The sequence below is a fragment of the Neisseria sp. HMSC069H12 genome, from assembly GCF_001812735.1.
GTDB classification, from domain to species: domain Bacteria; phylum Pseudomonadota; class Gammaproteobacteria; order Burkholderiales; family Neisseriaceae; genus Neisseria; species Neisseria subflava.
In genome coordinates this window covers 3,219-16,667 of the sequence record NZ_KV810286.1, presented here as the reverse complement: position 1 = coordinate 16,667, position 13,449 = coordinate 3,219, and the positions used below count along the sequence as shown (strand labels likewise).

Annotated in this window: 11 protein-coding genes; 8 read left to right on the top strand and 3 right to left on the bottom strand. The window is 48.7% G+C overall.

All coding sequences use genetic code 11. From position 1 onward, the window contains the following. Positions 1–61 precede the first annotated feature (61 nt). Positions 62–1,498 carry an NAD-dependent succinate-semialdehyde dehydrogenase gene (locus tag HMPREF2872_RS06640; protein ID WP_070632304.1) on the bottom strand — a complete coding sequence of 479 codons (1,437 nt, stop codon included), beginning with the start codon at positions 1,496–1,498 and terminating at the stop codon, positions 62–64. A 328-nt stretch (positions 1,499–1,826) separates the two neighbouring features. Between HMPREF2872_RS06640 and dnaG the strand changes: the two genes are divergently transcribed. Together dnaG and rpoD are read left to right on the top strand one after the other, a co-directional pair. Next, positions 1,827–3,599, top strand: a complete 1,773-nt coding sequence (dnaG, locus tag HMPREF2872_RS06635) for a DNA primase (protein WP_070632300.1) — start codon at positions 1,827–1,829, stop codon at positions 3,597–3,599. Between the two features lie 194 nt (positions 3,600–3,793). Further along, on the top strand, positions 3,794–5,746 hold the full coding sequence (gene rpoD / locus HMPREF2872_RS06630; RefSeq protein WP_070632298.1) for an RNA polymerase sigma factor RpoD: 1,953 nt from the start codon (positions 3,794–3,796) through the stop codon (positions 5,744–5,746). Between the two features lie 118 nt (positions 5,747–5,864). Here rpoD and HMPREF2872_RS06625 read toward each other — a convergent pair whose 3' ends face one another. Next, positions 5,865–7,217, bottom strand: coding sequence for a polynucleotide adenylyltransferase PcnB (locus HMPREF2872_RS06625; RefSeq protein ID WP_070632295.1), 1,353 nt, complete (start codon positions 7,215–7,217; stop codon positions 5,865–5,867). A gap of 216 nt (positions 7,218–7,433) precedes the next feature. Between HMPREF2872_RS06625 and HMPREF2872_RS06620 the strand changes: the two genes are divergently transcribed. The 5 genes from HMPREF2872_RS06620 (at position 7,434) to HMPREF2872_RS06600 (ending at position 10,064) form a co-directional block, all read left to right on the top strand. Then, the gene (locus HMPREF2872_RS06620; protein ID WP_003680728.1) at positions 7,434–7,619 is read left to right on the top strand and encodes a DUF3460 family protein; all 186 of its coding nucleotides are present in this window, start codon (positions 7,434–7,436) and stop codon (positions 7,617–7,619) included. 12 nt (positions 7,620–7,631) lie between these two features. Next, positions 7,632–8,300 carry a class I SAM-dependent methyltransferase gene (locus HMPREF2872_RS06615; protein WP_070632290.1) on the top strand — a complete coding sequence of 223 codons (669 nt, stop codon included), beginning with the start codon at positions 7,632–7,634 and terminating at the stop codon, positions 8,298–8,300. Between the two features lie 14 nt (positions 8,301–8,314). Further along, on the top strand, positions 8,315–9,070 hold the full coding sequence (locus tag HMPREF2872_RS06610; RefSeq protein WP_070632285.1) for a tetratricopeptide repeat protein: 756 nt from the start codon (positions 8,315–8,317) through the stop codon (positions 9,068–9,070). A gap of 79 nt (positions 9,071–9,149) precedes the next feature. Next, positions 9,150–9,635, top strand: a complete 486-nt coding sequence (purE, locus tag HMPREF2872_RS06605; protein WP_003686478.1) for a 5-(carboxyamino)imidazole ribonucleotide mutase — start codon at positions 9,150–9,152, stop codon at positions 9,633–9,635. Positions 9,636–9,731: 96 nt separating this feature from the next. Next, positions 9,732–10,064 (top strand): hypothetical protein, encoded by a 333-nt coding sequence (locus tag HMPREF2872_RS06600; RefSeq protein WP_070632283.1) that lies wholly within the window; start codon positions 9,732–9,734, stop codon positions 10,062–10,064. Positions 10,065–10,146: 82 nt separating this feature from the next. On the opposite strand, the gene HMPREF2872_RS06595 is transcribed toward HMPREF2872_RS06600, so the two are convergent. Beyond that, positions 10,147–11,940 carry a 2-isopropylmalate synthase gene (locus HMPREF2872_RS06595; protein ID WP_070632280.1) on the bottom strand — a complete coding sequence of 598 codons (1,794 nt, stop codon included), beginning with the start codon at positions 11,938–11,940 and terminating at the stop codon, positions 10,147–10,149. A gap of 226 nt (positions 11,941–12,166) precedes the next feature. Between HMPREF2872_RS06595 and HMPREF2872_RS06590 the strand changes: the two genes are divergently transcribed. After that, positions 12,167–13,282 carry a methyltransferase gene (locus tag HMPREF2872_RS06590; RefSeq protein ID WP_070632277.1) on the top strand — a complete coding sequence of 372 codons (1,116 nt, stop codon included), beginning with the start codon at positions 12,167–12,169 and terminating at the stop codon, positions 13,280–13,282. Positions 13,283–13,449 lie beyond the last annotated feature (167 nt).

The following is a 13,449-nucleotide window of genomic DNA, read 5'->3' as shown; positions in this document are numbered from 1 at the left end:
GATCTACTCTAAAACAAAGGCCGTCTGAAACCAAATTTCAGACGGCCTTTACCGTGCAGCCTTATTCCGCTACATCAATGCACAAATATTTCAGTTCCAAATACTCATCCGCACCATATTTGCTGCCTTCACGTCCCAAACCGCTGCGTTTCACGCCGCCAAACGGTGCTACTTCATTACTGATTAAGCCCGTATTGATGCCGACCATGCCGTATTCCAAGGCTTCACCGACGCGCCATTGGCGGGCAGTGTCGGAGGTGAAAAGGTAAGCTGCCAAACCGTATTCCGTATTGTTCGCAGCCTCGATGACTTCGGCTTCGGTTTCAAAACGGAACACCGGACACAAAGGCCCGAAGGTTTCCTCGCGAGCTACCGCCATTTGCGCCGTAACGCCGCTTAAAACAGTCGGCTCAAAAAACGTTCCGCCCAATGCGCTCCGTTTACCGCCGGTCAGACAACTTGCGCCTTTAGCCAATGCGTCGGCGATGTGCTGCTCGACTTTCTCCACTGCTTTTTCCTCAATCAGCGGCCCTTGGTTCACACCATCCTCCAAGCCGTTGCCCAATTTGAGCGCGGCCACTTTTTCACTTAATTTGCGGCAAAATTCGTCGTAAATGCCGGATTGAGCGTAAACGCGGTTGGTGCAGACGCAGGTCTGACCGCTGTTGCGGAACTTGCTGGACAGCGCGCCTTCGACGGCTTTGTCCAAATCGGCATCGTCAAACACGATAAACGGCGCGTTGCCGCCCAGCTCCAAACTCAGTTTTTTAATGTCCGCCGCGCTGTCGGCAAAAATTTTTGCGCCGACTTCGGTTGAGCCGGTAAAACTGATTTTGCGCACGGTCGGGTTCGTGGCAAATTCATGGCTGATTTCCGAAGCGCGACCGCTAACGACGGGAAGCAAATCCTGCGGCACGCCAGCTTCGTAAGCCAGTAGCGCCAGCGCATACGCGCTCAGAGGAGTGAGCGATGCGGGTTTGACAATCATCGCGCAGCCCACCGCCAAAGCAGGCGCAGCCTTGCGCGCAATCATCGCAGATGGGAAGTTCCACGGCGTAATCGCGGCGGTAACGCCGACAGGCTGTTTCAACACGACCAGTTTTTGCGACGCCTTCACGCTTGTCAGCACATCGCCGTCAATCCGCCGCGCCTCTTCGGCAAACCAGCGCACAAACGAAGCCGCATAATCCATCTCGCCGCGAGCTTCGGTCAGGCTTTTGCCCTGTTCCATCGTCATGATGTGCGCCAGCTCTTCTTTGTTTTCTTTAATCAAAAAATACCAACGCCACAAAACATCGGCGCGCTCCAACGCGGTTTTTGCCGCCCATAATTTTTGCGCAGCCTCCGCCTTTTGAATCAGCAACTTGAGGTCGTCTGAATCAGTCTTACGGACAAACGCCAAAGCCTCACCTGTTGCAGGGTTATCAACTTTAATGGCATTTGGAATCGGAGAAAAGGAAATATCGGGATGATTGAGAAAACGGGCAAAATCTTTCATGAGAAACGACCTTTCTAAAACCGAGGATATACGTTCATTATCATATTCATACCATCAAAGCGCAACTGAATCGCAAAATAAGACAACAGCAAAGGCCGTCTGAATATCTTACAGACGGCCTTTGCTTTAGCAATATTATATCTATCTTAATAATGAATGAATACGATTATTAATACTCTACCTAAAAAGGATAAGACACATGTATGACAACAATTTGCTATAATACAAAACTCATTTCAACCCTCATCCAAAATTCCATTTTCAGACGGCCTTTGTCTGTTTATAAGGCCGTCTGAAATGTTTTCCGTCTATCCTCTTCCGCCGAGCCATGATTCCATCTGATTTCATTGACGAGCTTTTGTCCAAAGTCGATATTGTCGATATTATCGACGAGCAGGTTCCGCTGAAGAAAGGCGGGGCGAACTATATGGCCTGCTGTCCGTTTCACAAGGAAAAGACGCCGTCGTTTTCGGTCAGCCCGACCAAGCAGTTTTACCATTGCTTCAGTTGCGGGGCGCATGGTTCGGCAATTGGTTTTGTGATGGAACATCAGGGGCTGTCGTTTCCGGAGGCGGTGCAGTTTTTGGCTGATCGCGTCGGTATGACGGTGCCTAAAGTTCGCGGGCAGGAAGACAACCCCGAAATCCGTGCCGAACGTAAGAAAAAACAGCAGACTTTGGAAGAAACAACGGCAGCCGCAGCGGATTTTTACGCGCAACAGTTGAAATTCAATCCGGCGGCGAAAGCTTATTTGGACAAACGCGGCTTGAGTGCGGAAGTCATCGCACATTATGGTTTGGGCTATGCGTCTGACGGTTGGCAACCTTTGGCACAAGTGTTCCAACCCTATCCAAATACTGCGTTGGTGGATACGGGCATGGTCATCGACAATGAAGGCAAACATTACGACCGCTTTCGCCATCGGATTATGTTCCCTATCCGTAATCCGCGTGGGCAGGTCATCGGCTTTGGCGGCCGCGTATTGGACGACTCGAAACCCAAATACCTGAACTCTCCCGATACTCCTTTGTTTGATAAAGGGAAAAACCTTTACGGACTATATGAAGGGCGTGCTGCCGTAAAAGAGGCTGGACGGATTTTGGTGGTCGAAGGCTACATGGACGTGGTCGCATTGGCGCAGTTCGGCGTCGGCTACGGCGTAGCGGCTTTAGGTACGGCAACCACGGCGGAACACGTCAAAATCCTGATGCGTCAGGCAGACAGTATTTATTTTTGTTTTGATGGCGACAGCGCGGGACGTAAAGCGGCTTGGCGCGCGCTGGAAAATGCATTGCCGCAATTAAAAGATGATAAATCGCTGCATTTTTTATTCTTACCCGAAGAACACGACCCAGACAGCTACATCCGCGCCTATGGCAAAACGCAATTTGAAGATGCCTTGTTAAACCAAAGCAAGCCCCTATCGGAATACTTTTGGGAACATCTTTCAGACGGCCTCAACCTCAATACGCAAGAAGGCAAAGCAGAATTGGTCAAAACCAGTTCTCCGCTTTTGGCTCAGATTACCGCGCCGGCATTGGGCTATCTTCTGAAACAAAAACTCAGCGAGCTGGTGGGCATTGACCCGGACAACCTTGCCCAGTTACTCGGACAAGAAGCGCCAAAGCGGCACGTCAAACAAAAAAGTTACAAACTGCCGCCTATTTCTGTCAAACAACCAACCATGCTGACACTGGTTCAAAGACAGATACGCAGCCTCTTGATAAATCCGGCTTGGGCTTCATATATAGACCTGCCCGATTATCTGGCTTTAAGCGGCGACTTTGCCTGCCTTGCCAATTTGGCCGAAACCATCAAGCATCATGATACGACTCCTGCAACTGCACAAGTGCTTGAATATATGCGCGGTTCGCCCTATGAGGAAACCGTCAATCAAATCTTTTTATCGACCCTTCATTCTGAAGAAATGGAAGGGGATAACGAAGAAGATTGCGAAAGTTTCCAAATTGGCATGAAAAAGTTGTTAAATGAATTAAAATACAGTCAAATCGAAACTTTAAAGCAAAAAAGTATTCAAACTGGTTTGACCGAAAATGAAAAAAGACTATTGCTGTCGCTTTTGACGGCAAAGCAAAACTAACCCCTCAGGCCGTCTGAACAATCTAAATACACGCTGCGAAACATGACACGCAGAACACCCCTTCTGTAATATTTTCAGACGGCCTCAGAGTATTAAAGTGAAATCTGATTTCACAACAAAAAGCTCTGCTCCGCCTTCAGGTACGGCCACATCACCGTAAACCGTCGGCATCCTATCAACCTAGAGAGCAATCCATGTCTAAAAATCAAAACTACGAAGAATACCAAGACCAAGACGACAACCGTCCCTTGAGTATCGAAGAGCAACGCGCGCGTCTGCGCCAACTCATTATCATGGGTAAAGAACGCGGCTACATCACTTATTCCGAAATTAACGACGCCCTGCCCGACGATATGTCTGATGCCGAGCAAATCGACAACATCGTCAGCATGATTTCCGGCTTGGGCATCCAAGTAACCGAGCAAGCCCCTGATGCTGAAGACATCCTCTTGAGCGACAACGCCGCCGCCATGACCGATGACGATGCCGTTGAAGAAGCCGAAGCAGCACTCTCCAGCGCAGATTCAGAATTCGGCCGCACTACCGACCCTGTGCGCATGTATATGCGTGAAATGGGGCAAGTCGATCTGTTGACGCGCGAAGACGAAATCATCATCGCCAAAAAAATCGAAAATGCACTGAAAAACATGGTGCAGGCAATCTCAGCCTGCCCAGGCTCGATTGCTGAAATTCTGGCTTTGATCGAGCAAGTCCGCAACGATGAAATCCGTGTGGATGAAGTCGTTGAAGCCATCATCGACCCTAACGAAGTCTTATTGAACGAATTGGGCTTGGGTCATTTGGAAAATGCCAAACCAGATAACGAAGAAGGCGAAACCGATAGCGATGATGAAGATGGCGACGTTGAAGATGAAGACGGTTCAGGTAGCGACTCTGAAGCCATATCAGCCGCCCATTTGGCCGAACTGAAACAAAAAGTTTTGGAACACTTCGCCTTTATCGAGAGCGAATACGGCAAAATGATCAAGCAGTTGGAAAAACACGGCAGCCAACATGCCAACTACCTGAAACACCGCGATGCCATTGCCAACAAACTGTTGGAAGTCCGTTTTGCCACACGTCAAATCGAAAACCTGAGCAGCAACCTGCGCAGCCGCGTTGAAAACATCCGCAAACTCGAACGTGAAATCCGCGACATCTGTATCGACCGCGTCCGCATGGAACGCGACTACTTCATCAAAAACTTCCTGCCCGCCATTACTGATTTGAAATGGGTAGAAGAAGAAGTAGCCAAAGGCCGTGTATGGGCAAATGCGTTGGATCGTTTCCGCCACGCCATCCTCGAAAAACAAATCGAGCTGGCAAATATGGAAGCCGAAACCCGTATTTCCATCGAAGAGTTGAAAGAAATCAACAAAAACATGGTGTTGAGCGAGAAAGAAACCTCAGCCGCCAAACAGGAAATGATTCAGGCCAACTTACGTTTGGTTATTTCCATTGCTAAAAAATATACCAACCGTGGCTTGCAGTTCCTTGATTTGATTCAAGAAGGCAATATCGGTCTGATGAAAGCGGTGGATAAATTCGAATACCGACGCGGCTACAAGTTCTCGACTTACGCCACATGGTGGATCCGTCAAGCGATTACCCGTTCCATTGCCGACCAAGCACGTACCATCCGTATTCCGGTTCACATGATTGAAACCATCAACAAAATGAACCGTATCTCGCGCCAATACCTGCAAGAAACCGGTGAAGAGCCTGATTCTGCCAAACTGGCCGAGCTGATGGAAATGCCGGAAGACAAAATCCGCAAAATCATGAAAATCGCCAAAGAGCCGATTTCCATGGAAACACCGATTGGCGATGACGATGATTCGCACTTGGGCGACTTTATCGAGGATGCCAACAACGTTGCGCCGGCAGAAGCTGCGATGTACACCAGCCTGCACGAAGTAACCAAAGAAATCCTCGAGAGCCTGACACCGCGCGAAGCCAAAGTTTTGCGTATGCGTTTCGGTATCGATATGAATACCGACCACACTTTGGAAGAAGTCGGCAAACAATTTGACGTAACCCGTGAACGTATCCGTCAAATCGAAGCCAAAGCCCTGCGCAAGCTGCGCCACCCAACTCGCAGCGACCGCCTCCGCAGCTTCCTCGACAGCGAAGAAAACAAATCGTAAAAGCAAACCGCAGGTTGAAAGACCTGCGGTTTTTTATTGAAATACGAAAAGGCCGTCTGAAAAACCAAATCTCAAAAGATTCAATGGTTTCAGACGGCCTTAAATTTATTTTGATAACTTATTCAGCCTCAGTGGTTTTCTTTTTCGGACGACGGCGGCGACGTTTGGGTTTTCCATCAGTTGATCCATTTTGTTTCTGACGTTTGTGATCATTGGTCGCAGTCATTTGCTGACGGGTTTCCTCATCGGCATGTTGGAAAGTTGTCCACCAAGAAGCCATCTCTTTATCAACCTCGCCAACCTCGCTACGCAAAATCAGGAAATCATAAGCGGCTCGGAAACGGGCTTGTGATAGCAGGCGATACGGGCGTGCACCGCGCATATTGTCGAATTGTGGCTGAAATTGCCAGATTTCACGCATGGTTGCAGAAAATCGTTGTGGCACGCCCCAACCTTTCTCTACCGTATCCCGCATCGTGTTCATCGCATCCATCAATGCTGGGACAGGTTTTTGTCCATGGCTTAGATTGCGTTGCCACATAGCATTTAGTGTCGGCCACAATACTGCCGCCAATACGAAACCGACGGAAACGGACTTATCCGCACGGATACGCTCATCGGTATTTTTCAAGGCCAACATAATCATACGTTTGTCGGCCGCTTCGGCAGTTTTCAAGGCATCTAAAAGCGGATGGATGCCTTCGGGAATACCCAACTCGTTTAACCGTTTCAAACAGGCGCGGGAATGACCGGAAAACAGGATTTTCAAAATTTCGTCAAAAAGACGGGCAACGGGCTCATTTTTCAGACGGCCTGCATATTCGGCAATCGGCAAAGCCGTTTGCTCTTCCACTTCAAAACCCAATTTGCCCGACAAACGGACGGCACGAAGAATACGGACAGGATCTTCCTGATAGCGTTCGGCAGGATCGCCTATCATCACCAATTTTTTATCGGCAACATCAGCCACGCCCTGATGGAAGTCCCAAATCTCCTCTTTAATCGGGTCGTAATACAACGCATTACAAGTAAAGTCGCGGCGCATGGCATCTTCTTCAATGCTGCCATAAGTATTGTCCTTCATAATACGGCCTTGCGCATTTTGCTGAACCTTATCGCCACCGCGGAACGTCGTTACTTCAATGGTTTCAGGGCCGATCATCACATGAACGATTTGGAAACGGCGGCCGATAATGCGGCTGCGGCGGAATACTTTGCGGATTTGCTCCGGCGTGGCATCGGTTGCAATATCAAAGTCTTTGGGCTCGACCCCGAGCAACAAATCCCGAACGGCACCGCCCACAACATAAGCCTGAAAACCGGCTTCATGCAGACGTTTGGCAATTTTCTCCGCGGCAAAGCTCAACATATCCGCACGGATACCGTGTTGCTCAAGCGGGATAATTTCCTTTTCAGGCAACGATTTGACGTGTTTTTTAGGCAACACTTTATGCAGCCATTTTTTTAACATAAGCAGCTCTTTTCACAATAAAAAAGGCCGTCTGAAACTTGTCTGGCTTAAGCCTTTGCACAATATTCTGCCGCAGAAGGGGCAAAACATTGAGCAAAGGCTTCAGACGGCCTAAAAAAGACGTGCCATTATACCTTATGGAAGTTCGATTAATTAGCGTATTGGCAAAAAATATCGGCTATAATGTCGGTCTGACAACGATTCAGGCAGAACATCATGTACCACTACAAATCCGAAGCTACCCAATTCCTCGACAAACTCATGGAAGACAATCCCGAAATGGAAGCGCAACGCCTCGAAAACCGCCATTTGCTGTGGGATGTTACCCTCAATCCGACAGAGCAGGCCGAATTTGAAGCGGCCAAAGTCAACAAAAAACCCTATACCTACTATCAAGACTAATCCCGTATCGGCATGACAACCAACACGCACAATACCGATCCGGCATTACAACATTACCTCAACAGCATTGGTCAATCCGAACATCCCGTTTTGACCGCATTGCGCGAGCGTACCCAATCACATCGTCTGGGAAAGATGGCCATCGCCCAAGAGCAGGCAGCAATGTTGGTGTGGTTGGCCAAATTATTGAATGCCCAAAAATATTTGGAAGTTGGCGTCTTTACCGGTTACAGCAGCACCGCCATGGCGCTTGCCCTCCCCGAAGACGGCAAAATCACGGCTTGTGACATTAATGTAACCTTTACCGATATTGCCCGCGAAACATGGCAGGCAGCAGGCATAGCGCATAAAATCTTGCTTCATCTGCAACCGGCTTTGCTGACTTTGGACGATTTGATTGCGCAAGGCGAATCGGAAAGCTACGACTTGGCACTTATCGATGCCGACAAACCGCCTACGCCGAAATATTTTGAACGCTGCTTGCAACTGGTACGGAGTGGCGGCGTGATTGCCATTGACAATATCTTGTTGGGTGGGCGCGTCATGAATGAAGCTGCCAGAAATGATCCGCCCAGCTTGGATATCCTGCGCCATTTCAACCAAAATCTGCCGCACGATACACGCATTATTCCCATCACCCTGCCTGTCGGTGACGGTTTGACATTTCTACTAAAAAAATAAAACGACACAATCCGATGAAAACATTATCACATTCTCTGTTTCTTTTGCCGCTTACTCTATTGGCCGCATCGTGCGCCGTTTCCCATCCTCCCCAACCTGCCGACAATCCTAACTTTGTCCTGCCGGATATTCCGCGTGAGCCTTTGCATGAAAAAAGTATTCCCTATCCGCGTTTGGACGCACAAACCCAGATTGACCACTTAGGTATACAAATTGCCCGACTGGAACGCACGGTTGAAGAATTAAATCAACGCTTGCACACATTGGAACAACAACGAACCATCAAGCGTCCGACTACTTCGGCTTCCAACCCCAAAGCCCAGCGATTGGACGACCGCAAGCTGAAAATGAACTATTTGGCCAATGGCGGCGGTGTGCCGTCTGAAACAGACTCAGCTTCGCAAAACGAACTGCGCCTTTATAATCAGGCGCAAAAATACTATCAGCGCAACAACTTCTCTGCCGCAGTGGCTATTTTGAAAGAAGCAGACGGAGGCAACGGTAGCGAAATTGCCCGCCGCAATATGTACCTGCTCCTGCAAAGCCAACAACGTCTGGGCAACTGCGAATCTGTTATCGAAATCGGCAACCGCTACGCCAACCGATTCCGCAACAGCCCGCAAGCTCCTGATGCCATGTACAGCATCGGCCAGTGCCAATACAAACTGCAACAAAAAGACATTGCCCGCAGCACATGGCGCAAACTGATACAAAGTTTCCCCAACAGCGAAGCGGCAAAGCGCGCTTCTATCAGCCTTAAACAAAGATAAACGTTCAGACGGCCTTGTCATCCCCAAGGCCGTCTGAATATTTTTTACCCTTAATCCATTCAAGCAAAAGGAACTCCTCATGATCCAAGTCGGCATTATTATGGGCAGCAACAGCGATTGGCCGGTGATGCAGCAGGCAGCACAATTTCTCAAAGAATTCGGCGTTGAGTACGAAGCGCGTGTCGTCTCTGCACACCGTACGCCTGATTTGATGTTTGAATACGCCGAAACCGCACGCGAACGCGGCATCAAAGCCATCATTGCCGGCGCAGGCGGCGCAGCGCATTTGCCGGGCATGGTCGCTGCCAAAACCACGGTTCCCGTCTTGGGCGTTCCCGTTCCGAGCAAATATCTGCGCGGCGAAGACTCCCTGCTTTCGATTGTACAAATGCCCAAAGGCGTTCCTGTTGCCACATTTGCCATTGGCGAAGCAGGCGCGGCCAATGCAGCGTTATTTGCCATTTCACTTTTGGCCAACGAAAATCCTGAATTGGCTGAAAAACTGGCCGCTTTCCGTGCCAAACAAGAACAAACCGTTCTAGCCATGGAGTTGCCCGAAGCATAAGGAACTAAGGCCGTCTGAAAGTTGTAAATAGAAACTTTGATTTCGTTTTACGATTGTTCAGACGGCCTTAGTCTTTTATCAAATTGAATTAATACCATGAAAACCCTAACATTCGTCCTACTCGCCACCCTGCTTTGCGCCTGCCAAAACCCAAGCACTCCCGCTCAATCAACTGCCACCCCATCTCAACAGCAAGCCCAAGATACAACCGGCAATCTGATTATCTTCTATGATGCCCAAACCGGTTCTGCGCCATTGCTAAAAGCAGTGAAAACCTCCGGTGCAACTTTAGTTTACGAATACAAAAACCTGCACGGCATTGCTATCCGTCCATCTTCCAAGACCAATATTGAAGATGCCATTGCCTATTTCAAAAAGGTAAACGGCGTTTTGTCTGTTGAACAAGACCGACTGCTTAAACTTCAATAAACAAACTATTTTTTGACCAAATAAAAAAGGCCGTCTGAAACGCATCACTACGATTTCAGACGGCCTTTACCTTTTCAATAAATTAAATCATGCCGCTGCCTTGCGCTTTAGGCTTGGCTTGACCGAATTCCAATTTGCTCAGTGCAGACAGATAAGCCTTGGCAGTCGCCACCAACACGTCGGTATCTGCGCCTTGACCGTTGACCACTCGATCGCCACGTTGCAGGCGGACAGAAGTTTCGCCTTGGCTTTCTGTACCTTGTGTCACCGCGTTGACAGAGTAAATCTGCAAGGTCGCGCCACTTTGAGCCACGCTTTCAATGGCTTTAAAGATCGCATCAACAGGGCCGGAGCCGGTAGCGGTAGCGTGTTTTTCTTCGCCGCGAATACTGAACACGATATTGGCACGAGGCTCTTCACCAGTTTCGGTGCTGATTTTTTGAGAGATGAATTTGTAGCTTTCAGCATTCAGGCTGCCCATTTCATCAGACACCAAAGCGTGCAAGTCTTCATCAAAGATTTCGCGTTTCTTATCCGCCAGCTCTTTGAAGCGTGCGAATGCCGCATTCAATGCCTCTTCACTTTCCAACTCGATGCCTAAATCAGCCAGCTTGGTTTTGAAAGCATTACGGCCGGACAATTTGCCTAAAGTCAGGCGGTTGGTTGACCAGCCGACTGATTCGGCAGTCATGATTTCATAGGTTTCAGGGTGTTTCAACACGCCGTCTTGGTGGATGCCTGATTCGTGCGCAAAGGCGTTTGCGCCGACTACTGCTTTGTTTGGCTGAATCGGATAGCCGGTGATAGTAGATACCAGTTTGGAAACCGGCACAATTTGCGTGGTATCGATGCCGGTTTCCAAGCCAAACAAATCATGACGCACCTTCAACGCCATCACGATTTCTTCAAGGCTGGCATTGCCTGCGCGTTCTCCCAAACCGTTGATGGTACATTCCACCTGACGCACACCTGCCTGAACAGCGGCCAGCGAGTTGGCAACCGCCATACCCAAGTCGTTGTGGCAGTGGGTCGACCAGACTACTTTGTCGCCGTTGGGCACGCTTTTGATGATGTTGCTGATACGCTCGTACCATACGGAAGGGATGGAGTAGCCGACAGTATCGGGAATGTTGATGGTGGTCGCGCCCGCTTCGATAACCGCCGTAAAGATTTTGGCGAGGAAGTCCAAATCCGAACGCACGGCGTCTTCGGCAGAAAATTCCACATCGTCAGTGTATTCTTTGGCAATTTTCACCGCTTTGACCGCCGCATCGATAACTTGCTGCGGCTTCATTTTCAGTTTGTGCTCCATGTGGATGGGGCTGGTGGCGATAAAAGTGTGAATACGTTTATTCGGAGCAGGGGAAACAGCTTCGCCTGCTTTGCGCACATCGTTTTCAACGGCACGCGCCAATGAGCAAACTGTAGATTTGGTAATGATTTTGGCAATCGCATTAACCGATTCAAAATCGCCCGGACTGGCTGCTGCAAAACCTGCCTCAATCACATCAACACCCATCTTTTCCAACTGGCGGGCAATACGGATTTTCTCCTCTTTGGTCATGGATGCACCGGGGGACTGCTCGCCATCGCGCATGGTAGTGTCAAAAATAATTACACGATTGGTTTGTGTCATTTCTGTTTTCTCCAGAGATTCGTTTTTTTGTAAAAAAGCATTCAAATCAAGCGGTCTGCCTTGCGCTTCTGCCAAAGCAGTCAGTTTTTGCAACTGAGCCAAAGGTAGGGAACCGCGTGTACGCCATTTATAGATAGCCGCCGTCGTTGCAGCATTTTCCGGGTCATGCTGTTTCAGGGCTTCGGCCAGCGCGTTTACGCCGCCAAAATAGGCAACCAAACGGTCAATGTCTAATTGCATGATGCTCCTTGTCCAAATCTGATTAAGATTATTGTGTTTAGGTTTTGCATTATACTCATTTTAGACAAAACGACAATCTATTTTTATCAAAAAATTGGTGTAAATTTTAAAAATTGAGAAATTTTTATACATTTTGTCTAATTTGAACTATTAAAAGCCCCTCTCAAACCGAACACATCCTAAATATAGTAAACTAATCCTCTATTTCCACGATTTGAAACACACTATGCCCCACACCATCCCTACCGACCGTTCCGACATCGAATGGCGCAACGAAAGCACACAAAAGCCGCCCAAACAAGCGGTTTACATCCAAGAAGCAGGCGCAACAGAAATTCTAAAAAATGCCCATGCGCAAACTACAACTGTTTGGACTGGCGATTTTCACAATGCCAAGCAAGTCTTGGCAGCAATGAAAAAACGTATCCGCAGGCCGTCTGAAAAAAAGAAAGGCACACCTGCCGATATTCAGACGGCCTTTCACACCCACCGCATGAAACAGGCTCAGCAAAGCCGTTTGCTCAATATGCTTGCCGTTGAAATCCAACCGAATTTTCAACTGGACAATGCACGCGCACCCGACATCTACGCCGCCCTGTACGATGTTTACGACACACCAAACGACAAACCGTTTCTTTTGCCGCTGAATCAACTGCTAGGCTTTATCGGTGCACACGAATGGCACAAAAAAGGCATAGACATTCCGCAGCTAGCCGGAAAAATCCATGTTCCTTTCGGCGTATTCTCTCCACTGCGTGGCGAATATTTGGATTTAATCGCCCAAGCACCACTCGCTCCCAATATTCAGACGGCCTTTGACATCGGCACCGGCTCGGGTGTTATTGCCGCTATTCTCGCCAAACGAGGCATACCCGACATCATTGCCACAGACACCAACCCCAAAGCAATTGCCTGCGCCACAGCAAACCTCAAACGCCTAGGCTTGAATAAAGCTGTCAATATCCAATCGATTGATTTATTTCCAAAAAGTTGCGCCGACCTTATCGTCTGCAATCCGCCTTGGCTGCCCGCAAAACCGACCTCCGCTATTGAGACCGCACTTTACGACCCCAATCATGCCATGCTGACTGCGTTCCTCAACGGCGTACGCAAGCACTTAAATCCAAACGGCGAAGCTTGGCTGATTATTTCCGACTTAGCAGAACACTTACATTTGCGTGATAAAGACTTTCTAAACCAATGCTTTCAGACGGCCTCGCTCAATGTAGTTGATATTCTGAAAACCAAACCGCAACACAAAAAAGCCATAGATGAATCCGATCCTTTGGCGTTTGCCAGAAACAAGGAAACTACTTATCTATACCGTTTGAAAACGATATAAAATCAAGGCCGTCTGAGACCTTTGCAAAATCCCCCCAAAATCCCCTAAATTCCTACTTAAGACATTCAGGGGATTTTCCATGACCACCTTCTTCCAGCAAACCGCACAAGCCATGATTGCCAAATACATCGACCACTTCCCACTATTGAAGTTGGATCAAGTGATTG